General features: G+C 69.9%; 21 protein-coding genes, 1 rRNA gene and 1 pseudogene. 2 read left to right on the top strand and 21 right to left on the bottom strand.

Features of this window, described 5'->3' with window-relative positions; translation table 11 throughout:
- Nucleotides 1-401: 401 nt before the first annotated feature.
- Nucleotides 402-1,889, top strand: a complete 1,488-nt coding sequence (locus ACWEKR_RS30045; protein ID WP_452357313.1) for a mannitol dehydrogenase family protein — start codon at nt 402-404, stop codon at nt 1,887-1,889.
- Here the strand turns inward: ACWEKR_RS30045 and ACWEKR_RS30040 are convergent.
- From ACWEKR_RS30040 to ACWEKR_RS29975, 14 genes are all read right to left on the bottom strand, one after another.
- Complete coding sequence (locus ACWEKR_RS30040; protein ID WP_159839728.1) at nt 1,886-2,644, bottom strand: acyl-[acyl-carrier-protein] thioesterase; 759 nt, start codon at nt 2,642-2,644, stop codon at nt 1,886-1,888. The genes ACWEKR_RS30045 and ACWEKR_RS30040 overlap by 4 nt on opposite strands.
- Nucleotides 2,645-3,001: 357 nt before the next feature.
- The gene (gene der, locus ACWEKR_RS30035; RefSeq protein WP_452357312.1) at nt 3,002-4,420 is read right to left on the bottom strand and encodes a ribosome biogenesis GTPase Der; all 1,419 of its coding nucleotides are present in this window, start codon (nt 4,418-4,420) and stop codon (nt 3,002-3,004) included.
- The gene (gene cmk, locus ACWEKR_RS30030; RefSeq protein ID WP_195090124.1) at nt 4,417-5,124 is read right to left on the bottom strand and encodes a (d)CMP kinase; all 708 of its coding nucleotides are present in this window, start codon (nt 5,122-5,124) and stop codon (nt 4,417-4,419) included. Before cmk ends, der begins: the two co-directional genes overlap by 4 nt.
- Nucleotides 5,125-5,159: 35 nt before the next feature.
- Entirely contained in the window at nt 5,160-6,239 is a 1,080-nt protein-coding gene (locus tag ACWEKR_RS30025; RefSeq protein ID WP_452357311.1) for a pseudouridine synthase, read from the bottom strand.
- Nucleotides 6,240-6,248: 9 nt separating this feature from the next.
- On the bottom strand, nt 6,249-6,905 hold the full coding sequence (gene scpB, locus ACWEKR_RS30020; RefSeq protein WP_195090074.1) for an SMC-Scp complex subunit ScpB: 657 nt from the start codon (nt 6,903-6,905) through the stop codon (nt 6,249-6,251).
- 55 nt (nt 6,906-6,960) lie between these two features.
- Nucleotides 6,961-7,767, bottom strand: a complete 807-nt coding sequence (locus ACWEKR_RS30015) for a segregation and condensation protein A (protein WP_452357376.1) — start codon at nt 7,765-7,767, stop codon at nt 6,961-6,963.
- Nucleotides 7,768-8,285: 518 nt separating this feature from the next.
- A complete protein-coding gene (locus ACWEKR_RS30010) occupies nt 8,286-9,230 on the bottom strand; it encodes a ParA family protein (protein ID WP_040866172.1) in 945 nt (314 codons plus the stop codon).
- A gap of 190 nt (nt 9,231-9,420) precedes the next feature.
- On the bottom strand, nt 9,421-9,885 hold the full coding sequence (locus tag ACWEKR_RS30005; protein ID WP_452357310.1) for a cupin domain-containing protein: 465 nt from the start codon (nt 9,883-9,885) through the stop codon (nt 9,421-9,423).
- Nucleotides 9,886-10,043: 158 nt separating this feature from the next.
- The gene (xerD, locus tag ACWEKR_RS30000; RefSeq protein ID WP_452357309.1) at nt 10,044-10,988 is read right to left on the bottom strand and encodes a site-specific tyrosine recombinase XerD; all 945 of its coding nucleotides are present in this window, start codon (nt 10,986-10,988) and stop codon (nt 10,044-10,046) included.
- Nucleotides 10,989-10,994: 6 nt separating this feature from the next.
- Entirely contained in the window at nt 10,995-11,654 is a 660-nt protein-coding gene (locus ACWEKR_RS29995; RefSeq protein WP_159839722.1) for an NUDIX domain-containing protein, read from the bottom strand.
- Nucleotides 11,655-11,658: 4 nt separating this feature from the next.
- Nucleotides 11,659-13,380, bottom strand: coding sequence for a CTP synthase (locus ACWEKR_RS29990; protein WP_195090081.1), 1,722 nt, complete (start codon nt 13,378-13,380; stop codon nt 11,659-11,661).
- A 224-nt stretch (nt 13,381-13,604) separates the two neighbouring features.
- Nucleotides 13,605-14,549, bottom strand: a complete 945-nt coding sequence (locus ACWEKR_RS29985) for a copper transporter (RefSeq protein ID WP_452357308.1) — start codon at nt 14,547-14,549, stop codon at nt 13,605-13,607.
- Nucleotides 14,550-14,559: 10 nt separating this feature from the next.
- Nucleotides 14,560-15,774 carry a putative cytokinetic ring protein SteA gene (gene steA, locus ACWEKR_RS29980; RefSeq protein WP_452357307.1) on the bottom strand — a complete coding sequence of 405 codons (1,215 nt, stop codon included), beginning with the start codon at nt 15,772-15,774 and terminating at the stop codon, nt 14,560-14,562.
- A 392-nt stretch (nt 15,775-16,166) separates the two neighbouring features.
- Nucleotides 16,167-16,601: a hypothetical protein gene (locus tag ACWEKR_RS29975; RefSeq protein WP_452357306.1), complete on the bottom strand. Its 435-nt coding sequence runs from the start codon at nt 16,599-16,601 to the stop codon at nt 16,167-16,169.
- 433 nt (nt 16,602-17,034) lie between these two features.
- On the opposite strand from ACWEKR_RS29975, the gene ACWEKR_RS29970 reads away from it, so the two are divergent.
- A complete protein-coding gene (locus ACWEKR_RS29970; RefSeq protein WP_159839717.1) occupies nt 17,035-17,454 on the top strand; it encodes an SRPBCC family protein in 420 nt (139 codons plus the stop codon).
- Nucleotides 17,455-17,463: 9 nt separating this feature from the next.
- Here the strand turns inward: ACWEKR_RS29970 and recN are convergent, their stop codons facing one another.
- The 7 genes and pseudogenes from recN to rrf all read right to left on the bottom strand — a co-directional run.
- Nucleotides 17,464-19,248: a DNA repair protein RecN gene (gene recN, locus ACWEKR_RS29965; RefSeq protein ID WP_452357305.1), complete on the bottom strand. Its 1,785-nt coding sequence runs from the start codon at nt 19,246-19,248 to the stop codon at nt 17,464-17,466.
- The gene (locus tag ACWEKR_RS29960; RefSeq protein ID WP_452357304.1) at nt 19,226-20,185 is read right to left on the bottom strand and encodes an NAD kinase; all 960 of its coding nucleotides are present in this window, start codon (nt 20,183-20,185) and stop codon (nt 19,226-19,228) included. Before ACWEKR_RS29960 ends, recN begins: the two co-directional genes overlap by 23 nt.
- On the bottom strand, nt 20,182-21,003 hold the full coding sequence (locus ACWEKR_RS29955) for a TlyA family RNA methyltransferase (protein WP_452357303.1): 822 nt from the start codon (nt 21,001-21,003) through the stop codon (nt 20,182-20,184). Before ACWEKR_RS29955 ends, ACWEKR_RS29960 begins: the two co-directional genes overlap by 4 nt.
- Before the next feature lies 1 nt (nt 21,004).
- Nucleotides 21,005-21,313, bottom strand: coding sequence for a hypothetical protein (locus ACWEKR_RS29950; protein ID WP_195090094.1), 309 nt, complete (start codon nt 21,311-21,313; stop codon nt 21,005-21,007).
- Between the two features lie 13 nt (nt 21,314-21,326).
- Nucleotides 21,327-22,217: an HAD-IIA family hydrolase gene (locus tag ACWEKR_RS29945; protein ID WP_452357302.1), complete on the bottom strand. Its 891-nt coding sequence runs from the start codon at nt 22,215-22,217 to the stop codon at nt 21,327-21,329.
- Between the two features lie 793 nt (nt 22,218-23,010).
- Nucleotides 23,011-24,036 (bottom strand): annotated as a pseudogene (locus ACWEKR_RS29940) (hypothetical protein); the annotation flags it as partial.
- Nucleotides 24,037-24,810: 774 nt separating this feature from the next.
- Nucleotides 24,811-24,898 (bottom strand): 5S ribosomal RNA (gene rrf / locus ACWEKR_RS29935); the annotation flags it as partial.

The raw sequence follows: 24,898 nt of genomic DNA, 5'->3' as shown, positions 1-24,898 counted from the left end.
GTCTACCCAGTCGTGCGGCACTAAACCTTCCGGTAGAGTGCCCAGCCGGAAAAACGGGGCGGTCGCCCCGGCTCGTGGTGCCGCCTTGCCGCTCGACCTGTCCGAGCGGAACGGGGGCACGAACAGGCTGGTAGAGCCGATGCCGAGCACCGCGCGGCCGGCCGAGCAGAGTGACGCGACACGGTGGTGATCGTCGGCGAAGTGACCCAACTCCCACCAGCCCCGCTGCCGCGCGGGCGGGCCGCTCGGGTCCGTCCGGAGCGGCATGCCATCACCGCACCACGGTGCTGATCCGCACGTGGGCGACCCGCTCGGCAGCTCGACGCACCGAGGCCGCGCCGCCCGATCCGGGACCGTCGCTGCACTATGGTGTGATCCACACAACACCGGGGAGGTGCGTGATGCCGGAGCGGACGTCGACGCCCCTGCGGGCAGCGACGATGGCGGAATTCGCCGGTCGCGTCTCGACACCGAGCTACGACCGATCCCGGATCTCGACGGGCATAGTGCATTTCGGCGTCGGCGGTTTCCATCGTGCGCACCAGGCGATGTACGTCGACCGCTTGCTCGAACGCGGGCTCGGGCAGGATTGGGGCATCTGCGGGGTAGGCGTCCTGCCCGGTGATCGCCGGATGCGCGACGTGCTCCGGGCGCAGGACTGCTTGTACACACTGTCGACGGTCGGCGCGGACGGCACGTGGACCACACGCACGATCGGCTCTCTCGTCGAGTACGACTATGCGCCGGACGATCCGGAGGCCGTCGTGGCGAAACTCGCCGACCCCGCCACCCGGATCGTCTCGCTCACCATCACCGAGGGCGGCTACCACATCGCCGCCGCCACCGGGGAATTCGACGCCGACGATCCCGGCATCCGCGCCGATCTCGCCGGGAACGCAGCGCCGGTGACGGTTTTCGGGTTTGTCACCGAAGCGCTGGCCCGGCGCCGATCCCGCGGGGTCGCGCCGTTCACCGTGCTGTCGTGCGACAACATCGAGGGCAACGGGAACGTCGCGCGGCGGATGTTCGGCGCGTTCGCCGGGCTGCACGATCCCGGACTCGGCTCCTGGGTGGCCGAGCAGGTGCGCTTCCCCAATTCGATGGTGGACCGGATCACGCCGGTGACCCCCGTCGGAGCGACCGGCGAGATCGAGCGTCGCTACGGACTCACCGATCGGTGGCCGGTGGTGACCGAACCGTTCGTCCAGTGGGTGCTGGAGGATTCGTTCGGACTCGGCCGACCGGCCTTCGAGGAAGTCGGAGTTCAGATCGTCGACGACGTCACCCCGTACGAGCTGATGAAACTCCGGTTGCTCAACGCGAGCCATCAAGCGCTGTGCTACTTCGGCTACCTGAGCGGCTACCGGCTGGTGCACGAAGCCGCGCGGGACCCGGCCTTCCGGCGCTTCTTGCTGCGCTATATGGACACCGAGGCGACGCCGACGTTGCGCCCGGTGCCCGGAGTCGACCTGGACGACTACAAGCGGACGCTGCTCGACCGGTTCGCCAACCCCGCGATCGGCGACACCATCGCCCGGCTGTGCGCGGAATCCTCCGACCGGATTCCGAAGTGGCTGCTGCCCGTGGTCCGTGCCCAGCTCGCCACCGGCGGCGACATCGAGTGCGCGGCGGCGGTCGTCGCGAGCTGGGCGCGCTACGCCGAGGGCGTCGACGAGCACGGCGAGCCGATCGAGATCGTCGACCGGCTGCGTGACCGGCTGATTCCCCTCGCCCGGCGGGAGCGCGAGCAGCCCGCCGCCTTCCTCGGCGAGCGCTCGCTGTTCGGCGACCTGATCGAGCACCCCCGGTTCGTCGCCGCCTACTCGGCCGCTCTGCACAGCCTGCGCACCCGGGGAGCGCACGCCACCGTGGCGGAGCTGGCTCGCTAACGCGGGGTGACGCGGGCGACCGCGCGGCAGTCCGCACCCACCGCGAACCACACGTCCAGGCTCGATTCCCCGCGCCTCGCGACGAGCTCGACGTCCTCGCCGGACCGCACCGGCTTCCCGTATTCGACCACCACGCGGTGCGGCCCGGATTTCAGTTCGGCGTGATCGGCGAGTACCTCTTCGAGCGCGGTGAGGTAGACGGCATTGTTCATGTGGTCGAGCAGGTCGATATCGGTGACCCGCAGCGGGAACGGCCGGATCTGCACGCCGGGCTCACCTGCCGTCGGCATGGGCTCGGTGAGTTCGGCCTGCCAGCGGAGCCGATGCTCGGTAGTGCACGCCAGCATGGGCGCGAGGAACCGGTCGCTCATCCGGGTCGGAACGCCCGATTCCGTGCCGAAGTGGATCAGGAAGCTCTCGGTCTCCACGAGGCCGCCCGCGCTGCCGCAGATCTGCACCCGCATCGCGCACCACCGGGTGGACGTGGCCGAGGGCCAGCGCCGCAGCGTCGCCCATTCACCGAATCCGAGTGGTTTGAGCGCGTCGATCACCGTCCGGCGGATCACCCACAATCGGTGGATATCGCCGTCCTCCAAGACGTCGAGATGGTCGTAACCGACGTCCTGGAGATAGCGCGCGACACCGTCGAGTCGCAGGCGCTGGTCGCGGTCGGTGTCGGCGAGACGCACGGGCCATCCCGTCTCGAAGGGAGTGAGGACGGCCGGCGGTTCCGGCAGCACGCTGGGAATGACCATGACCGGATGATGCCAGCTATTTGCCAGACCGGCGATGAGTACGCGCATATCGTCATCTATACGAGAAGATGAGCGGTTTGATTAGTAGATTTCATGAAACATGTCGCACCGAAAGCGAGTCGCTAATTATTAGCTCGTAATCGAATGGTGGTTGCGTTGTCTACGCTGCGGGCCCCGGTGTGCGCTGCGACCGCCGACGAGGACGCATGCCGAGTCCGGAAAACAGGGCAGCTTTGCCGCCCGCGCAGCCCGAGTTGCCGGATTGGAACCCGCCAGACCACTCCACGCGAGGCACAGCGAGTGCGGATGCGCGCGTGAGGGCAGGCCCGGCCGATGGCAGGGCCCACCCGAACGCCCCTACTTTCTCGACCGATCCCGCTTCTCTCGCACACGCACCGAGATGCGGACCGGCGAACCGGCGAAGCCGAACTCCTCGCGCAACCTGCGTTCCAGGAAGCGCCGGTAACCCGCCTCCAGGAACCCGGTGGTGAACAGCACGAACGTCGGCGGCCGAGTAGTCGCCTGGGTGGCGAACAGCACGCGCGGCAGCCTGCCGCCGCGCATCGGCGGCGGGGTCGCGGCGATCACTTCCTTCAGCCAGGTGTTGAGCCTGCCCGTCGAAATGCGCTTGTCCCAGGACTCGAGCGCGGTCTCCATGGCGGGCACCAGCTTCTGCACCGCGCGACCGGTCTGCGCGGAGATGTTCACCCGCTGCGCCCACGGCACCCGCACCAGCTCGCGATCGACCTCACGCTCCAGCTGCAGGCGGCGATCCTCGTCGACCAGGTCCCACTTGTTGAACGCAAGCACCAGCGCCCGCCCGGAGTCGGCGACCATGCTGATCACCCGCAGGTCCTGTTCGGTGATCGGCTGCGAGGCGTCGATCAGCATGATCGCCACCTCCGAGGCCTCCAGCGCGGACTTGGTGCGCAACGAGGCGTAGAACTCGGTGCCGCCGGCGTTGGCGACCTTGCGGCGCAGCCCGGCGGTATCGATGAATTTCCAGACCTTGCCGCCCAGTTCGACGAGGGAGTCGACCGGATCCACCGTGGTGCCCGCGACATCGTGCACCACCGAGCGCTCGTCGCCGGCCAGCTTGTTCAGCAGGCTCGACTTGCCGACGTTCGGCTTGCCGACCAGCGCCACCCGGCGCGGTCCCGCGCCGCCGGTCCCTTCGCGCGGCGTCTCGGGCAGCGCCTCGAGCACGTCGTCGAGCAGGTCGCCGGTGCCGCGGCCGTGCGCGGCGCTGACCATGCGCGGCTCGCCCAATCCGAGCGACCACAGCGCCGCCGCTTCCGCTTCCACCCGCTGGTCGTCGACCTTGTTCGCGACCAGGATGACCGGGACCGCGGAACGCCGCAGTTTCTTCACCGCCGCCTCGTCGGTGGCGGTGGCGCCCACGACGGCGTCGACCACCAGCAGGATCGCGTCGGCGGTCTGCATGGCCAGCTCGGCCTGACGGGCCACCGATTGCTGCAACCCCTTGGCGTCGGGCTCCCAGCCGCCGGTGTCCTGCACCAGGAATCGGCGGCCTGCCCAGTTCGCCTCGTAGGACACGCGATCGCGGGTCACGCCGGGAATGTCCTCCACGACCGCCTCACGGCGGCCGAGGATCCGGTTCACCAGCGTCGATTTGCCCACGTTCGGGCGCCCGACCACCGCGAGCGTCGGCATCGCGACGTGTTGGGCGTCCTCGAACTCGCCCTCGAGCTCGGCCACCTCCCAGTCGGCCTCGTCGCTCCAGACGCCGTCGCCTGCCAGCACGTCCTCGTTCATCGGTCTCCTCCGACCCCGTACGCCGAGACCTGCTCCGCGACAACGCGATACAGCTCGTCGATGACCTCGTCCATGGACAGTTCGCTGGTGTCGACGTTCACCGCGTCCTCGGCCGGGCGCAGCGGGGACACCTTGCGGGTCGAGTCGAGCGTGTCGCGGCGCTGCACGTCGGCGAGCACGCCCGCGTAGTCGTCGCCCCGGCCCTCGGCGATGTTCTGCTGATTGCGCCGGTGTGCCCGCGCCTCGGCGGAGGCGGTCAGGTAGATCTTGGCGTCCGCGGCGGGCAGCACGACGGTGCCGATGTCGCGGCCCTCCACCACGATCCGCCCCGCGGCCGCCGTGATGTCGCGCTGCATGGCGACCAGCAACTCGCGCACCTCCGGCACCGCGGAGACCGCCGAAACGGCCTTGGTGACGGCGTCCCCGCGAATCTCCGACCGCACGTCCTCGCCGTCGAGTTCGATCACCTCACGGCTGGGATCGGTGCCGATCGACAGCGGCAGTTCCTTGACCGCGGCGGCGATGGCCGCCGTGTCGGTCAGCTCGATGCCCGCGCGCAGCACGCGCAACGTCGCGACGCGGTACATGGCGCCGGTGTCGAGGTACTTGGCTCCGAGCCGGGTGGCCAGCCGCCGCGACACGCTCGACTTGCCGGTGCCCGACGGCCCGTCCATGGCGACCACCAGCGGGCTCGTACCGGCCATCCGCGCCGGCGCCTGCACCGGGATCTCCACACCGTTCACAACGACACCGCCTCGTAGAGTTTGCCGATTTCATCGCGGCCGAGCACCCGCAGAGTGCCGGGCCGTTGGTCGCCCAGCGCGACCGGACCGATATGGGTGCGCACCAGCCGGACGACCGGATGGCCCACCGCGTCGAGCAGGCGACGCACGATGTGCTTGCGCCCCTCGTGCAACACCACCTTCACCAGGGAACGTCCCTCCCCCAGTTCGAGCACCTGGAAGCGGTCGACCTTGGCGGGACCGTCCTCCAGCTCTACGCCTTCCCGCAACCGCTTGGCGACCGCGCGACTGTTCACCTCGCCGTGCACCGTCGCCAGATAGGTCTTCGAGACCTCGAAGGACGGATGCATGAGCCGGTGCGCCAGATCGCCGTCGTTGGTGAGCAGCAGCAGGCCCTCGGTGTCCGCGTCCAGCCTTCCGACGTGGAAGAGGCGCTGCCCCGCGGCGACCCGCTCGGCCACGATGTCGCCGACGCAGGGGCGCCCCAGATCGTCGGACATGGTGGACTGCCAGCCCTTGGGCTTGTTCAGCGCGACGTGCACGAGTTCCTCGCGCACCATCACGCGGGTGCCGTCGACGCGCACCACGGCGTGCTGCGGGTCGATGCGCAGGCCCTGCTCGCGCACGATCATGCCGTCGACTTCGACGCGGCCCTGCGCGATCATCTCCTCGGCGGCCCGCCGCGATGCGACGCCCGCCTTGGCGAGGACCTTCTGCAACCGCTCCCCCTCGCCCCACGGGAGCTTGGTGTGGCCACCGGACTCGGTGGCCTCCACGTTCTGGTGGCGCGCGGGCTTGGCATTGCTCAGTAGTGGCGGTTGCACGGCCTGGCGCTGCGGCTTGGGTTTCTTCTTGCCGGCCGCGGCCGTGTGCCGCTGCGGGTTGGGAGCCTGCCCCGATCCGCGCTGCGCCAGTCCCCGGCCTGCGCCACCCTGCTGGGCGCCACGGGCGGTGGCCCCCCGTTGGGCCGAACGCGCGTCGCGCGAACTCGAGCCGCGGCCGGCGCCGCCCCGTTCGGGCTGGGCGCCGCGTTTTCTACGATCCGGTGTGCCATCTCGGCGAGCGGGCGTATTCATGATGTCCTGTCACTCTTCGGTGCCGAGGTCCAAATCGGCCTCGGCGGGTTTCTTCAGCCTGGTGTACCGGGGGTCGGTCTCCAGGCTCTCGTTGATCTCGTCGATCAGGTCGACGCCCGGAAGCAGGGGCGCCAGCGGCGGCAGGTCGCTCAGCGAAGCGAGCCCGATCCGTTCCAGGAACAGTTCGGTGGTGCGGTACAGCGTCCCGTTGGTCTCCGGGTCGACGCCTGCCTCGGCGATCAGGCCCCTGGCCAGCAGCGTGCGCATCACCCCGTCGACGTTCACGCCGCGCACCGCGCTGACCCTGGTCCTCGTCACCGGCTGACGGTATGCCACCACCGCCAGTGTCTCCAACGCCGCCCGGGTCAGTTTCGACCGGGAGCCGTCGAGCAGCATCCGCTCCACATACGGCGCGTACTCGCTGCGAGTATAGAAGCGCCAGCCGTCGCCGACGAAACGCAGATCTATCCCGCTGGAGCGCGCCGACAGCTCGGCGGACATCGCGCGCAGGGTGTGCTCGACGCGTTCCGCGGTGTCGCCGAGCGCGGCCGCGAGCTGGTCAGCCGGTGCGGGCGAGTCGACGACCAGCAGCATGGCCTCCAGCGCCGAACGGAGCTCGTCGTCCGCGAGCGGCTCGGGGGTGAGTTCCACCACTGCCTCGCTCACGACCGAACCTCGCCGGAGCCCGGCCCCGTCGTGCGCGATCGCGCGCTGTGCTCGCTCACCCGTAGTCCTCCTCGATTGTCACGGTGTCCGCCTGTTGCGCCGCCTCGTCGCCGATCCAGCTGACCGCCAGGGGACCGAGCGGATCCGGCTGGTCGAACTCGATCGTCTTGCCGCGATACAGCTCGAGCAGCGCCAGGAAGCGGGCGACGATCTGGACCGGCACCTCGCAGTCGGCGACCAGCTCGCCGAACGAGGTCCACGCGCCCGCACCACGCTGTTTGAGCCGTTCCAGCACCAGGGCCGCCTGCTCGGCCACCGAGATCGCGTGCGTGTGCAGATGGTCGAGCCCGACCTTGGGTACCGGACGGGGCCGGAAGGCCGCCGCGGCGATCGCGGCGAACTCGGCCGCCCCGACACCCAGCGTAACCTCGGGCAGCAGGCCCGCGTAGCGCTCCTCCAGGCCGACCGCCCGCGGATAGCGGCGCAGCGCGGCCGCCTCCAGCTCGCCGAGCAGTTCGGCGACCTGCTTGAAGGCGCGGTACTGCAGCAGCCGGGCGAACAGCAGGTCGCGCGCCTCCAGCAGCTCGAGATCCTCCGCGTCGGTCATCTCCCCGGACGGCAGCAGGCGCGCGGCCTTCAGATCCAGCAGCGTGGCGGCGACGACCAGGAATTCGGTCGTCTGGTCCAGGATCTTGTCCGAGCGCAGCGTGTTCTGCCGCGCCATGCTCGCCGTCAATGCCTTGGTGTAGGCGATGAACTCGTCGGTGACCTTGTGCAACGCCACCTCGGTGACGTCCAGTTTGCGCGAGCTGATCAGGGTGAGCAGCAGATCGAACGGCCCCTCGAAGTTGCTCAGCCGCAGCCGGAACCCGGACGCCTGCGGCTCGACCGTCGGCGGTTCCCCCGCCTTCGCTGTGCCCGGCGACGGTCCGGGGTCGTCCGGCGAACGACCGGCTGCGGCAGGCGCGCCCGCCGAACCGGCGGACGGGTTCGGCGCATCCGGCGAACCGCCGCGGACGTCCGGCGCGTCAGCGGGCCGATCGGCCGATGTCTCGGCGGCCTCCCGCGCGACCGTCTCGATGGGCTGCATGGGTGGGCTCGTGGACGGTTCCTCCGCGCCGTGCGGCCGGAGCGGGTCATCGGCGTCCGGCTGGGGCGCGGCGCCTCCGAGGATGGCCGGGTTCGGGCGCCGGGGCGCCGCGTCCCGGCCCGCGGCGATGAACGAGGCGGCGACGTTCCCGAGCGCGGGAGGCTGCCCCGGAGCCGTCGGTTCCGGCGAATCGGGCGCGCGGTCGTCGGGCCTGGCTGTCGATCCGGCCGCGGAAGGCCCCTGGCCGGACGGGTCGTGGTGGGACGCAGACGAGGGGTCGGAGCGGCCGCTCACCGGCCGGATCGGTGGATGACTTCCCGGGCCATCGACCGATACGCTTCGGCGCCACTGGATTTCGGCGCCCATGTGGTGATCGGCTCACCCGCGACGCTGGCGTCCGGGAAACGGACGGTGCGCGCGATGGCGGTGTCATAGACCAGCTCGCCGAACACCTCGACGACGCGCGCCATGACCTGGCGGGAATGCAGCAGTCGAGAGTCGAACATGGTGACCACTATTCCGTACAGGCTCAGCCGCGGGTTCAGCCGGTCCCGCACCTTCTCGACGGTGTCGTTGAGCAGCGCGAGCCCGCGCAGCGAGAAGTACTCGCACTCCATCGGGATGATCACACCGTCCGAACAGGCCAGCGCGTTGACCGTGAGGAGGCCCAGCGAAGGCTGGCAGTCGATGAGGATGTAGTCGTAGCGGTTGCGCACCGGCTCCAGCGCGCGGCCGAGCGACTGCTCCCGGCCCACCTCGTTGACGAGCTGGATCTCCGCGGCGGAGAGGTCGATGTTGCTCGGCAACAGGTCCATGTTCGGAACACGCGTCTGCATCAGCACGTCGTCGATGGACACCTTGGAACCGATGAGCAGGTCGTGCACCGTCGAATCGAGATCGTGGTGGGCGACGCCGAGACCGGCCGACAGCGCGCCCTGTGGATCCAGGTCGACGAGCAGCACGCGCCGTCCGTATTCCGCCAGAGCGGCACCGAGATTGATGGTGGAGGTGGTCTTGCCGACCCCGCCCTTCTGGTTGCACATGGCCACGATCAACGCGTCACCGTGCTCGCCGACCGGCGGCGGGTCCGGCACCAGCCGCAGTGGTCGTCCGGTCGGGCCGAGCGTCGCGTCCTCGGGGACCGGCTCGACTCCGTGGCCCCACAGCGTTTCCGCCGCGGCGTCCGAGTACGGACCCGGTCGCGAGCCCGTAAGCGGCTCCGCCCCAGCACCCATCGGCGGCTCTGCCGCTCCGGCTGTCGTCACGATCCGCTGCTCCTTATACGTTCCTGCCCGTTGCCTCGCCGAGCGTAGCGAGGCCGATCAGGGCCGACCTCGCTTTCGTGCGGTCCAGCTCTCGATAGACGCTACCGCTTGACGGCACTCGAGTGCCGCGCCTGCGCGCGGCGTGTTCCTCCGGCGCTGGTCAACGCCATTGCGGTCCGCCGTCGAAATGAACATCGAACCGGTCGTGCAATTCGTTCATGCTGTCCCAGTCCGCCTCCCCGCGCGCTATCCGGCCGAGTTGCCGGAAGTATTCGAAGCGGACGATACCGGGTGTGAGCACGCCCAGAAACTCGGCGGGCCCGTCCGCGCCCGCGCCGAAGGCGTGCACGACACCCGGCGGCACCACCACCAGGCCGCCTTTGCCCACGGCGCTGCGGGCGCCGTCGACGAGAAATTCCATCGTGCCGTCCAGCACATAGAAGATCTCGGTCGACTTCGTGTGGTGGTGCGGCCGGGTGCCGTCCGCGCCGGCGCCGAGGGTTAGGCGATTGGCGCCGAACAACCCCGCGGAGTTCTCGCTGTCCTCGAGCAACCGGAAGGAACCGCCGCCGGGCAGCGGAACCGCTTCGACGTCGGCCTCGTGGACGATGAAAGACTTTGCCATGCAGCTCACCTCGTGTCGTGGTCGGAGTCCGGGCCGCCGGTGAGCGCACCGCGCGCACCCGGTGACCGAAGCAACCGGACCGGAGTCCACTTTGTTCCGCCGACGAGCCGCGCCGGCCGAACCGTCCACCCGAGTGAAATCGTCGAGGGCCGAACGGGTTACCGTGCGCGCGGGTGCGCGGTCGCCCAGACTTCGCGCAGCGTGTTGACGGTGACCAGGGTGTAGATCTGGGTGGTGGTCACCGAGGCGTGGCCGAGCAATTCCTGCACCACCCGGACATCGGCGCCACCGTCGAGCAAATGGGTGGCGAAGGAGTGACGTAACGTGTGCGGCGATACCGCCGCCGCGATACCCGCCCGTTCGGCGGCGGTGTGCAGCACCTGCCAGGCGCTCTGCCGGGACAGCCGCGCGCCGCGGGCATTCAGGAAAAGGGCTCCGGCGTTGCCCTTTCCGCGCGCGGCGAGCACAGGCCGTCCGCGCACCAGGTAGGCGTCCACGGCGGCCAGGGCGGGCCGCCCGATCGGCACCAGGCGCTGTTTCCCGCCCTTGCCGCGCAACACGACCGACCGTTCCTCGAGATCGAGATCGTCCACGTCCAATCCGACCGTCTCCGAGATCCGGGCGCCGGTGGAATACAGCAACTCCAGCAGCGCACGGTCGCGCAGGCCGCGCGGCCCGCCGTCGACGCCCGACGCGGCGTCCGCCTGACCGCCACCCGCCGCCTCGAGCAGACGCAGCACTTGGTCGTAGGGCAGTGCCTTGGGCAGCCTGCGGCCCGGCGCGGGCGGCTTCACCGCGTGCGCAACGTCGGTGTCGGTGAGCCCCTCCGCGGCGGCGAAGCGATGCCAGCCCCGCACCGCGATCAGCGCGCGGGCCACCGAACTCGCCGCCAGCGGCGGGTGTCCGTGACCGCCCGACCGCAGCGCCATGGTGAACTCGGCGACGTCCGACTCCGCGACCCGGTCGAGCGAGTGGATCCCGCGTCCGGTCAAGAAGTCCAGATAGCGGCCGAGGTCACGCCGATAGGCCCCGAGGGTGTTGGGCGCGACGCCGCGCTCGACGGCGAGATGGTCGAGGTAGGCGTCGAGCTCGCGACCGAGCACCTCCGGTCAGTCTTCGGACTTCTCGGCCGCCTTGCGGCGGAGGAAGGTCGTGGGCTGACCGTCCCAGGGCGCGTCCGGCGGTCGCGGTTCGATGCCGCCCGCCCGCGCGGCCGCCAGCGCGAGCACCCCCGCGACCGCGGTGGCGTTGACGATCTCCCCGCTCAGTGCCGCGCGGACCGCAGCGTCGACCGGCATGCGGACCACTTCCAGATCCGCTTCCTCGAATTCGGGATCGGGCCGGTCGGTCTCGTACAGCCCGCGGGCCAGGTAGATCCGCAGCGCTTCGTCGGTGAACCCGGGTGAGAGCGCGACGTCCACCAGGACCGCCCATTCCCGGGCGGCCAACCCGGTCTCTTCGGCCAGCTCACGGCGCGCCGCGAGCAGTGGATCCTCCCCGGGCACGTCGAGCAGCCCGGCGGGCAGTTCGAGCAGCCGCCTGGCGATCGGGTGGCGGTACTGATTGATCAGCACCACGTTGCCGTCGTCATCGATCGCGGCCACGGCGACGGCGCCGTGATGCTCGATCACCTCGCGCTCGACGACCCGGCCGCCCGGCATCCGCACCTGGTCGAGCCGCAACGCGAGGATCGCGCCGCTGTAGACGGTCTTGCTGGATTCGATCTCGAAATCGTGGCTGCCGGGCTCGGCAGCGCCCCCGTTGGTCATGCCGCTACGCCTGTTCCGTCGCACCCGCCAGTTCTTCACCTGGAATGTCCACCGGAAGCCGTTCCGCCGCTTTGTATTTCAGCGCCGCAGAGATGAGCGCCGCGAACAACGGATGCGGGCGGGTCGGGCGGCTCTTCAGCTCGGGGTGCGCCTGCGTGGCGACGAAGAACGGATGCACGTCGGCGGGCAGCTCGACGAACTCGACCAGGTGCCCGTCCGGCGAGGTGCCGCTGAACCGCAAGCCGCTCTCGGCGATCTTGTCGCGATAGGCGTTGTTCACCTCGTAGCGGTGACGATGACGCTCGGACACGTGCTCGCTGCCGTAGGCCTGCGCGACGACCGAGCCCTTCGCCAGCGTCGCCGGGTAGGCGCCCAGCCGCATGGTGCCACCGAGATCGGCCTCGCCTGCCACGGCCTGCTCCTGGTCGGCCATGGTGGAGATGACGGGGTGCGGTGTGTCCGGTTCGAATTCGGCCGAGTTGGCCTCTGCCAACCCCACCCGGCGCGCCGCCTCGATCACCATGCACTGCAGTCCCAGGCACAGGCCGAGCAGCGGGATGCCGCGGGTGCGCGCGTAGTGGATCGCGCCGACCTTGCCCTCGATGCCGCGGATGCCGAACCCGCCGGGAATCAGCACGGCGTCCACGTCGCGCAGCGCGTGCTGGGCGCCGACGGGGGTCTCGCACTCGTCCGAGGGCACCCAGCGGATGTGCACCTTCGCGCGCGAGGCGAACCCGCCCGCGCGCAGCGCCTCGGTGACCGAGAGGTAGGCGTCGGGCAGGTCGACGTATTTGCCCACCAGCGCGACCTCGACGGTCTCGCGCGGCGAGTGCACCCGGTCGAGCAGGTCGCCCCACACGGTCCAGTCCACGTCGCGGAACGGCAGCCCCAGCCTGCGCACCACGTAGGCGTCCAGGCCCTCCCGGTGCAGCACGCGCGGGATGTCGTAGATCGACGGCGCGTCCGGCGTGGAGATGCAGGCGTCGACCTCGACGTCGCACATCAGCGCGATCTTGCTCTTCAGGGCCTGCGGGACCTCGCGGTCGCAGCGCAGGATCAGCGCGTCGGGCTGGATGCCGATATTGCGCAGCGCCGCCACCGAGTGCTGGGTCGGCTTGGTCTTCAGCTCACCGGAGGGCGCGAGGTAGGGCACCAGCGACACGTGCAGGAAGAAGACGTTGTCGCGCCCGACGTCGTGGCGGATCTGGCGGGCGGCCTCCAGGAACGGCTGCGACTCGATGTCGCCGACGGTGCCGCCGATCTCGGTGATCACCACGTCCGGCGTCTGGCCCTGCAGATCCGGGCCGCGCATGGCGAGGATCCGGTTCTTGATCTCGTCGGTGATGTGCGGGATCACCTGCACCGTGTCGCCGAGGTACTCGCCGCGACGCTCCTTGGCGATGACCGACGAATAGATTTGCCCGGTGGTCACATTCGCGTCCCGGGACAGGTCCCGGTCGAGGAAGCGCTCGTAGTGGCCGACGTCCAGGTCGGTCTCCGCGCCGTCCTCCGTCACGAACACCTCGCCGTGCTGGAAGGGGTTCATCGTGCCGGGATCGACGTTCAGATACGGGTCGAGTTTCTGCATCGTGACGCGCAGCCCACGCGCCGTCAGCAGCTGACCGAGGCTGGAGGCGGTAAGACCTTTACCCAATGAGGAGGCGACACCACCGCTGACGAAGATGTGCTTCGTGTCCGTTCGCGCCTGAATCCGTGTTTGACCCACGGGTCTTCACGGTAACACGAATCCGCCCGTCCGTTCGAATGCCACGCGCGTTTGCCCGCCGATCGCCGAGACTTCGATCAGAGCCACGGCGGCCGGAATGTGAGGTCGGTCTCGTCCCGCTCGCCGGTATCCCAAGCAAGTCGGTGGCCCAGCGTCGGCGGCAACGGCTGATCAGGTTCGTGACCCGCGCGAACGCCTCCGGCGACAGGACCTCCGCCAGTTCGTCAGCCCGGGACGGGGGCCAGCGTGAGCGACGTGGCTTTGGCGCCGGTGCCGTAGCGTCCGGCGGCACCGTTGAGCTGTTCGCCGAGCGCCAGCACGGTGGTGACCCGGCCGAGTTCGCGGTCGAGATTGTCGACGGTGCTCACCTGGGCCGCGAGCGCGGCGTCGGTACGGACCACGCCGATCGGCCCCGGCCCGTCGGCGGCGCCCGCGCGCCCCGCGAGGACCACTCCCGCACCTCGGCCGCGCAAGGCGCCGGCGAAGCGCGCGGCATTCGAGCCCGCGCCGTTCTCCGCGGCGGCGACGCCGTTGCCGGTGATCACGACCGCGAGCTGCGCGGGTCGCACCGGCGTGTCACCGTAGGCGAGGAACCCGCCGCCACGCAGGGTCTCCAGGACCAGCCCGAGCTCCTCCGGAGTGCTCCGCGTTTGCCCGTTCTCCGGATCGAGCAGCAGCACCAGGCCGAGCAGATCACCGGCCATGCTGCCCTGGTCCACCGCGCCGGTTCGCAACTGCGCCCCGGCCGGGATGACGTTCGTGAGCGCCGTGCGCATCCGGTCACCCTCCGTGGCGTCGACGAACGCCTCGGTGAGCGCGATCCGGCCGGTGACTGCCGCCCCCGAGACCGCCAGTGCCCGCGTCACCGCCTCTACGTCCCCCGGATCGGCGTCCGGCGTCGTGAACACGACGACGCTGCGGTCGGCCAGCGCACCGCCGAGGATGCGCCCCGACGACCCGGCGATGAACCGGTCGGCGGCCACGGCCTGCTCGCCGAGCAGCCGGTTCTGCTCGGTCAGGATGTCGACCTGCTGCCGCAGGTCGGTCTTGTCCGCCCGCAATCCGGACAGCAGATCGGCCGCGAGCGTCTGAGATCCGAGCACCACACCGATCGCGAGCGCGAGAAAGATCGCGACGATCGAGATGACATGCCGGCGCATCGAAATCATCGTTCTCCGTTCAGAGTTCCCAAGATTCGGCTTGCCCCTGCGCCCACCGCGCGAAGCGGTTCCAGATGTCCGCACCCCAGTCCAGGACGTCCCCGCCGCTGTTGGACGCCAGCAGCACGACGATCACCGCGACCAGCGCGGCGAGCACGACCAGCGCGACGGCGACCCCGGACACGCGGTTGCGGTACAGGGTGGCGACCGCCTTCGCGTCCATCAGCTTCGTGCCGACCTTGAGCCGGGTGAGGAAGGTGGCCGGATTGCTGTCGCGGCGGCCGCGGTCGAAGAAGTCGTCGAGCGAGGCGGGCGCCCCCGCGGCGACGATCAGGGCCGCGCCGTGATGGTCGGCCAGCAGCAGCGCCAGATCGGCGGCCGATCCGGAGGAAGGGAACGTCGTCGCGCCGATACCGAGGTCCTGGATGCGTTCGAGCCCTTTGGCATGGCCGTCGGTGTCGGCGGGCAGAATCACCTCTGCGCCGCATTTCATGGTGGCGGTGGTGATCTCCTCGGGGTCGCCCACGATGACGTCGGGCCGGTACCCCCGCCTGCGCAGGGTGTCCGCGCCACGGCCGACGCCGATGAGGATCGGGGCGTACTCCTTGATGAACGGCTTGAGCCGCTGCAGATCCTCGGCGTGCTCCGGGCCGTCGGCGACCACCACCACGTGCCGGTGCTTCATCACCAGCTCCAGTTCCGGAACACCGAACCCGTCGATGAGCAGCGCGCTCTCGGTGCGGATGAACTCGATGGTGTTGCCCGCGAACGCCTCGAGATGATCGGCCAGGCCGTTGCGCGCCTCGATCATCCGTTCCGCGATCGCGCACTCGGTGAGCTCGATGCCCTCGACGAGGACCTCCGGTTCCTTCTTGATCAGCTTGTCGGCGTAGACCACGCCGTCGACGACACGAACTTTGACGCCGTCCTTGATCTTCTTGAACGCATCCGAGCTCACCGTGTCCAGCAGCAGGATCCCGTTGGCGACGAGCGCTTCGGGTCCCAAGTTCGGGTACCGGCCGGAAATGGACGGCGAGGTGTTGATCACCGCACCGACGCGCGCCTCGACCAGCCGGTCGGCGGTCATCCGGTCGAGGTCCATCTCGTCGAGGACGACGATGTCGCCCGGACCCACCCGGGTGAGCAGCCGCCGGGTGTTGCGATCCACCCGGGCCGTCCCGATCAGACCAGGCAGCGTTTCGGTGTTTCTCGACAACAGCGCCGGCATCTTCATGTGCCGATGATGGCGGCAAACCCTCAACCATTGGTGGAGGCGCGCCGTTCCGCACGCCGCGTTCGCGCCTCTGGGTGTTCGCGGTCACCGCCGGACCGAATGCGACGTCTCGCGACGAAGCACGCCGCCCCGCCCTCATATTCCCTGCTCAGAGCGATCTAAAGAGGAGACAAATCTCCCAGGACGCCTCCTGGCGGCGAAACGAAAACCACTTGCCCAGCGGCCCGGACCGATGCGCCACAGCGCCCATCCGCCCGAGATCAGATGCCGTATCCCGCCGGTAATCCCCACCCAGCGAATAGATCGCTATCGCGCTGATTCCAGCGAGACGACCCCATCGGACGACGTGGATCACGGCGACCGTCCACACCGAGGCCCGCCGACTCGATCGGTCAGCACCACTTCGCCTGTGGGCGGCACACGGTCCAGCCGCTACCGTCCGGACGTGACGTGCGACTCCAGGCCGCGTCGCCCGTGCCGTTGCCAGGGCTGCTTTCGGCGGGCCGGGGGTTGTTCTTCCGGTGGTACTCGCGCAGGGCATGCTGATGTTCGTTCTGCCGCAGCGGGTTCGGGTCGGAATGCTGGTAGCCGAACGGGTCGATCCCGTGCCACCCTGTCGAGTCGCCGTGCGAACCGGCGCGACCGGAGTGGTCGGAGCGGGACAACGACTCCGCGGCAGCCCCACCGGCCGCGCCGATCGCCCCCGCGGCCAGACCGGCCACGATCAGCGCGAATGCCCCCGTTTTTGGCGCATTGCGGCGTCGGCCGGCCGGGCCGCGACGACGCGCCCCGCCGATCGCGGTCATAACTGGAAGAACGCTGCGCATGACGGCCCCTTTGCCTCGGCGCTTCCCGCTGCCCGGCGGAATTCACCCACCGTAAATCTACTGAGTTCAATAGTAGATCATGAATCGGACATTGCGGACATCATCCGAACGCGATTACCAGCGCGCGACGAAATACGTTGACAGCTGGTGTCCTTGATGAGCCGTCCCGTCTGCGTACGCGTCGACTTTTCCTCGAGCCGAGATCCGACTTCCAGCGATTTCAGGACGATGCACGGATGTAACCAGTAGATAGAGCACACTGTATGCGGCGGCCACGGCTCCTTCCCTGCTCGAGTCCGGCGCCGTACACCAGCCCGAAATCCCGCCCGACGAGACAGCTCGCCCGGGATTGTGATGCGGACGACACGATCGCCGAGCGGCGCCCGCTGTAGCTATATGCTGCCGGTCACACGTAACTGGAAGAGGAGAATTCATGGCCAGCACCACTGTCGACGCCGTCATCGCCGCCCCGCGCGAGGTCGTCTACCGGCTCTTCGCCGACCGCGAGAGCATCAGCCCCTACATCCCGGTCCAGGTCAAGCTGATCAAGCCCGGCCTCACCGAACGCGAGGGCGTCGGCGCGCAGCATCTGATCGGTCTCGGCCCGGTCGGGGTTACCGAGGAGATCACGAAGCTGGTGCCCGGCGAGCGGATGGAATACAAGATCGTGAAGGGCGCGCCGGTGAAACGGCACGTCGGCATCGTCACTTTCGCCGACGCCGACAACGGCACTCTGGTCTCCTACACGATGGAATCGGACCCGTCGCTGCCGGTGCCCGCCAAGGTGCTGGAACTCGGTCTGAAGAACCTGATCGGCCAGTTCATCAAGGGTGCGCAGAAGGCGGTGCGCTGACCGGCGCGCTCAGCGCGCGCCCGCCTCGGCGCCCGCTTTCTCTGCGCGCGCCGTCGCGAGCAGTTCCTCCGCGTGCGCCCGGCCGGTCTCGGTGTCGTCGAGACCGGCCAGCATGCGCGCCAGCTCGATCACGCGCTCGTCGTTGGTCAGCGCACGGACCCCGCTGTTGACGACGCCCTTGCCGTCGTCGGATTTGTCGACCACCAGGTGCGTATCGGCGAACGCGGCGACCTGCGGCAGATGGGTCACCACGATCACCTGATGCGTGCGCGCCAGCCGGGCCAGCCTGCGGCCGATCTCCACCGCGGCGCGCCCGCCGACGCCCGCGTCGACCTCATCGAACACCATGGTCGCTCCGTGCTCGGAGCCGGCCAGCACCACTTCCAGCGCCAGCATCACGCGCGACAGCTCACCTCCGGACGCGCTCTTGCTCAACGGCAACGACTGCGCGCCCGAATGCGCCGCCAACCGGAACTCGGCCTCATCGATACCCAGGGCGCCGGCATGCAACTCCCGGCCGTCGACGGTGAGCGGCGCCGAGTCCTGCGCGCCCGCGAGCACCGGCCGCACCTCGACCTCCAGGCGCGCCTTGCCCATCGCCAGACCCCCCAGCTCGGCGCTCACCGCGGCGGCCAGCTTGCCCGCCGTCTTCCGGCGCGCGGCGCTCAGCTTCTTCGCCGCCTCCCGCACCCGTTCGGCGGCGGTGTCCACCTCGGCGGCCAGCTTCGCCAGCGCCTCCTCGGAGACGTCCAGTGAACCGAGCCGGGTCCGTGCCTCCTGCGCCCAGGCCAGCACCCCATCGATGTCGGCTGCGTATTTGCGGGTCAGCGTCTTCAATTCGGCCTGCCGGGTGAGCAGCGAATCCAGCGCACCCGGATCCGACGGCAGATCCGACAGATACCTGCTCAACTCGGTGGTCACGTCGACCACCACGGCGATGGCGTCGGCCAGGCGCGGCGCGAGCGCGACCAGCGCCGGGTCGTCGGCGGCTTCGATGCGGGCGCGGGCGGTGCCGAGCGCTTCCATGGCGCCGGAACCGTCTGCGGGTGCGTCGGCAGGCCCGGCCAGCGCCTCGTGCGCGGTGGCCGCCGCTTCGCGCAGCGAATCCAGGTCGCTGAGCCTGCGCACCTCGTCGACGATGCGCACGTCCTCGCCTGGTTCCGGAGAGATGGCGTCGATTTCGTTCAGCGAGTGTTCGAGTCGCTCGGCCTCGAGGGCCAATTCCCTGCTGCGCGCGGTACGTTCGAGCAACTCGGCGCGGGTGTCCAGCCAGGATCGGCGCAGCGCCTGGTACTTCCGCAGCAGCGCGGCCACCGCGTCGCCCGCGAACCGGTCCAGCGCCGACAACTGCTGATCGGGACGCTGCAACCGCAGCTGGTCGTTCTGACCGTGCACGGTCAGCAAGGGCGCGGTGAAATCGGCCAGCACCGAGGCCGGTACGCCACGACCACCGAGATGGGCTCGGGAGCGTCCGTCGCTGCCGACCGTGCGGATCGCGATGACGCTGCCGTCGTCGTCCTGCTCGGCCGCGGCCGCCTCCAGCACCTGCGCGACCTCGGCGCGGGCGGCGTCGTTGACGTCCTCGATGGTGAACCGGCCCTCCACCACGGCGCGAGACGCGCCGAGCCGGACCCGGCCCGCGTCGGCGCGCGCACCGCTGAGCAGATGCAGGCTGGTCACCACCATGGTCTTGCCCGCGCCGGTCTCGCCGGTCAGGCAGGTCAGTCCCGCGTGGAATTGCGCGGTCGCCGTGGAAATGACGCCAAGCCCGTCAATCCTTATCTCTGTCAGCACTTGTGCTCTCCGTTCGCCGTCGGCCACGCCAGCCTGTCACGGGCAATTGGAACTTGCGCACCATCCGGTCGGCGAAGGGTGCGGAGTCCAGTCGTACCCAGCGCACCGGTCGAGCGCCGCGAACCGCCTCGACCCGGCCCCCGCTGGGCAGTGCGAGCGTGCGCCTGCCGTCCAGGAAAACTATCGCATCGTGTCCGGTCGCCACGGACTCGACCGCGATCCGCGACTCGGGGCTGGTCACCAGCGGCCGCGCGAACAGGGCATGGGCATTGCTCGGAATCACCAGCAAGGCTTCGAGTTCCGGCCACACCACCGGACCGCCCGCGGAGAAAGCGTAGGCGGTCGAACCCGTGGGCGTCGAGATCAGGATGCCGTCGCAGCCGAACGACGACACCGGTCGCCCGTCGACCTCCAGCACCACTTCCAGTACCCCCATGCGCGAAGCGTTTTCGATGCTCGCCTCGTTCAGCGCCCATCCGCTGTCGACGACCTCGTCCTCGACGCGGACCGTGACGTCGATGGTCATCCGATGCTCGATCGTGTAATCCCCCCGGACCACCTGGGCGAGCGCCTCGTCCAGATGCTCCGCCTCGGCCTCGGTGAGAAAACCGATGCGGCCGAGATTGATCCCGAGCACCGGCACCCCGGCCGGACGCGCCAGTTCGGCAGCGCGCAGGAACGTTCCGTCGCCACCGAGCACGAGCACCATCTCGCAGCCGACCGCCGCCTCCGGGCTGTGCTCGACCACGCGCACCGGATAGCCGCCCGGCTCGGCCTCGAACCGCGTGCTGTCCGCCTCGTCGGCGAGCACGCGCAGGCAGATACCCGCGTCCGCGAAGATCTTCGCCACCCGATGGGCGGTCTCGATGATCTCCGCCCGGCCCGGATGTGACACCAGCAGGATCTCCCGGCCGCAGGGCTGGGCCAGCGCGTTCACTGTGGACCCTCCTCAACCGCACGCTCGACCAGCGCATCGACCTGCTCGCCGTCGTAGGCGAAAGGCCCCTCGTTGCGCAGCCACAAGAAGTATTCGACATTGCCCGACGGTCCCGGCAGCGGGCTCGCCACTACATCGACCGTGCGCATGCCCAGCTCCGCGGCCGCCGCCGCGACACCACGCACCGCGTCGGCGCGCAACGCGGGATCCCGCACCACGCCGCCGGAGCCGACCCGCTCCTTACCGACCTCGAACTGCGGTTTCACCATCGGCAACAGGTCGGCGCCAGGCGCCGCGCAGGCAGCCAGCGCGGGCAGCACCAGGCTCAGCGAAATGAAGGACAGGTCGCCCACCACCACATCGACCGTGCCGCCGATCATTTCGGGCGTCAGGTTGCGCACATTGGTGCGGTCGAACACGCGGACCCGCTCGTCGGTACGCAGACGCCAGACCAGCTGGCCGTACCCGACGTCGACGGCGACGACCTCCCGCGCTTCCCGCGCCAGCAGCACGTCGGTGAAACCGCCGGTCGAAGCGCCCGCGTCCAGGCAGCGCTTGCCGACCACGGACAGCCCGTCCGGCTCGAACCGCGCCAGCGCGCCGAGGAGTTTGTGCGCGCCGCGCGAGGCCCACGAGACCTCGTCGGGCTCCTCGCGGACCACCAGCGGCGTACCCGCCTCGACGGCGGTCGCCGCCTTCACCGCGACCGTTCCAGCTATCAGGACGCGGCCCGCGCCGATCAGCTCGACCGCGTGTTCTCGCGATCGCGCCAATCCGCGGCGAACCAGTTCCGCGTCCACCCGTGCGCGTCTGGCCACCTCAGATCTTGTCCACCGTGGCCAATGCCTGTACCAGCACGTCATGGGCCTGCTCCAGGATGCGAGCGCGACGGGTGATATCGACTCCGGCCTCGGCGCTGTCGGTCGCGGGCACGGGCCCGTTCCAGCCGGGACGCTCGAGTTCGGCGAGCAGGCTGTCGACCTCGCCGCGGATACGATCCGGGTCGGCAGGCTCCGGACGGCCTTGCGCACCCGGCAGGTGCTGACCGGGCAGCGGGACCCCGGGCCGGGGACCTTGCGCACCGGCCGCCGTGCCGGGGCCGTTCGGACGAGGCGTGGGTGTAGTCATCGTGGCGTCAACGCTATCGGATTTCCGAACCGGACGCGCGGACCGTCACAGCTCGCCCGGGGTGGCGCTGCAGCATGTCGCCGAGGTCGGCATCCGGCTCGGCGGCGACGACCGCGTGATTGAGGGCGTCGAGCGAATCGGCGACATAGGTCGGCACCTGAGCGTCCGGGGCCTCGCGCAGTTCGTCCAGCGTGCTGACGCCGGTGAGCACCAGCAGCGAGTCCAGACCGACCCGGTTGGCACCCTCGATGTCGGTGTCCAGACGGTCGCCCACCACCAAGGCGGAGCGGGAACCGGCCCGGACGAGCGCGTCCTCCAGCAGCGGCGCATACGGCTTGCCCGCCACGATCGGCTCCCGATCGGAAGCGGCCCGCAGTGCGGCGACCATCGCGCCGTTGCCCGGCGCGAGGCCGCGTTCGTTCGGCAAAGTCCGGTCGGTGTTCGCCGCGACCCACAGCGCGTCCGCACGCAGGGCATAGGCGGCTTCGGCGAGGTCCGGCCAGGCGGTCTGGGGTGAATGCCCCTGCACCACCGCGGCGGGCGCGGCGCCGTCGAAACGCCGGATCGGTCGCAGTCCGACGCCGTCCACCTCGGCGGCCAGATCGTCGGTGCCGACGACCAGAACGGGCGCGCCGCGATCGAGCCGCTCGGCCAGCAACCGCGCCGCGGCCTGGGCGCTGGTCACCACGTCGTCGGGAGCGGCGGGAAAGCCGAGTTCGGACAGATGCGCTGCCACGACCTGTGGCCCGCGGCTGGCGTTGTTCGTGACATACACCAGCCGCTGATCGGGCTGCCCGTCCGCGGCGAGCGCTTCCGGCGCCCCCACGATCACCTCGTGACCGCGGTACAGCGTCCCGTCCAGATCCAGCAGCAGGGCTCGGTAGCGATCTCGTAGTCGCTTCACACCACTCTCACTCCGTGTCACCGATCGGCGCCGTGCCGACTCATCACCGCCGGACCCTCCGGCAGCACATCCGCTCGGCGAGTCCGAGACACTCGACACTACGCCGACGGGCACACCGGAAAGACGTGGCGTCGGCCACTCCTGCCACATCGGATCGCAAGCCCCAAGGACAGTTTCGCTGCTCGAAGGCCTATGGCTCCGTCACTGCAACTATCCGACCGGCTTCGCCCCACATGTCTACGACCACAACGTGATCGCGCAGGCACGGTGTGCGGCTTCGCATCCCCCGCGGTGTTGCGTCTCGTGCCGAACGCGCCGGACACAGGACGTGGACACGCGAGCCGACCCCCCACCGCGCTCTCCTCGTCGCCACCCGACATGGCCGAATCTGCCGCGAGAAGGACCGAGATAGAACCGACCGCATCCCGGCACCGCGGTTTTTGCCGCCCGCACCCCTTGTCCCAGTAGGCCACCGCTGAACTCCACCAGCTGCGGAAGCGGCGGGGCGTCCTGCCGAGAGGAAGCACTGCAGCCGTCTACAGAAAGACCGGCGCCCAGCCACCCACCGGCAGGCCCGAATCTGTCCCGCCGAAGCCGCGACGCGCAACAGCGGCCCAGGCGTCCATGCGGTGAAGCGCCCTACAGGCGAGGCAGGGGCAGCACAGTCGGATCCGTGCCGACAGTCTTCGAACTCGCCCGTCGAAGCGAGGAGTTGCACTGCCGAACGACGATTACGAACGCGTCATCTGAACGCCACCAGAGGAACCGGGTGCGCACCGCCTCGACGGCAGGCTCAGATATCTCCGGTGAGTTCGGCGGCCCGTTCTTCGGCGTCCGTCTCTCCGTCCAAGTCTGCCGAGGCGGCGTTCAGGAACCAGGTGAGGCCCTCGTCGGTCCGGCCCGCGGCGACGAGGGCGTCGGCGTAGGCGTAGAACAGGCGCGCCGCGGCGGAACCGGTCCGGGACGGATCCAGATCCGAAGTCTGCAAGGTGACGACGGCTTGGTCGTACTGACCGAGGTCCATCCGCGCACCGGCGACCACGATGCGCAGTTCGGCGGCGTCGTCACCGCGCAGAGCACGCGCTTCCTCGCTGCGACCGAGTTCGATCGCACGTTCCGGACGGCCCAGACCACGTTCGCAATCGGCCATGACGGCCAGCAACCCCGAACCACCGGACATCCGGCGCGCGGTACGCAGTTCGGATAAGGCCTCCGCCCATTCACCGGCGTGATAGGCCACCACGCCCGCGGTCTCACGGACGACGGCGATCCGCCCGGCTCGCTGCCGCGCCGCCCGGGCATGGGCGAGCGCGAGCCCGGGATCGTCGTCGAGCAGTCGTACCGCCATCACCAAGTGCCGGGCGACCGTCTCCGCATTACCCTTGTCCAGACTGAGCAGGTCCCGCCGCACGGCCGAGTCGAGGTCGGTGGCCTGCACTTCGTCCGGCAGATCGGGTTCTTCCGGCCGCGGCGGGCGGCGATCGAGGGATCGCCCGGCACCGCTACGGGCGCCCTCGCCGCCTCGGCGACGGTCCTGCGACGCGTCACCGCGCGGAGCGCGGCCTTCGCGGTCCGCGCCGCCGCGCCGTTCGTCGCGATCCGAGCCCGCGCGATAGCTCTCGTCATCGCGCCGCTGGTAGCCGGACGTACCGCGCTCGTCGAAATCGCCGCGACGCTTGAACCCGCCGCGCTCGCCGGGTTCACCACGGCGCGCATCGTCTCGAGCGCCCGCGGACTCGTCGCGACGCTGGAAACCACCGCGCTTGGACTGGTCACCCCCGCGCCGGAATCCCCCTCTGTCATCGCCACGGTCGGTGGAGTCCTGGCGGCGGAATCCGCCGCGGTCGCCGGAACCGCCACGCTCGAATCCGCGGCGAGCGCCGGAGTCGCCGGCGGACCGATACCCGCCGCGCGCATCGTCGCGGCGTTCGCCGCTGTCACTCCGGCGTTTGAAGCCACCGCGTTCGTCCGAGTTCTCCGGGCGCTGGTACCCACCGCGCTGCGCAGGCCCACCTCTCCCCGCGGATCCGCCGTGTCCCCCGGACTCCTCCCGACGCTGGAAACCGCCGCGCTTCGACGCGTCACCCCCGCGCCGGAAGCCGCCACTGTCACCACCGCGATCGCCGGAATCCTGGCGGCGGAACCCGCCGCGCTCACCCGCACGGCCACGCTGGTCGTCATTGCCGCTGCCGCCGCGGCGGTCGAACCCTCCGGAATTGTCCCGGCGCTGGAAATCGCCGCGTTCGGAGGAGCTGTCTCGCCGGCCGGAGCCACTCGCCCCTTCACGCCGGGCGAAGCCGCCGCGCTCGCCGGACTCACCTCGGCGATGGAATCCACCGCCGCGTCGGCTGGTGTCCGAGTTGTCGTCTCGCCGACCGGTTCCCGAGTCGGGGGCGCCGCGCCGGAAGGGCTTCCGATCGTCGTTCTGTTCCGGCACGGTGCTCCCTTTCTTGTGTCGCAAAAAGTCTGTAGTCCCACGAATTCAATCACGTACCTGCGGTGGGTCGCCGGTACGGCAAGTCTGTCGAAGCTCCATCAGGTGCTCAAACGCCGATAGGGGACCCAGTATCTGGGTCCCCTATCGCGAAGGATGTTCCGGCGGTGTCCTACTCTCCCACACCCTGTCGAGTGCAGTACCATCGGCGCTGGCAGGCTTAGCTTCCGGGTTCGGAATGGGACCG

The sequence above is a fragment of the Nocardia sp. NPDC004573 genome, assembly GCF_053602135.1.
Note: the sequence above shows the minus strand (reverse complement) of the source record. Positions and strands in the feature narration are given on the sequence as shown.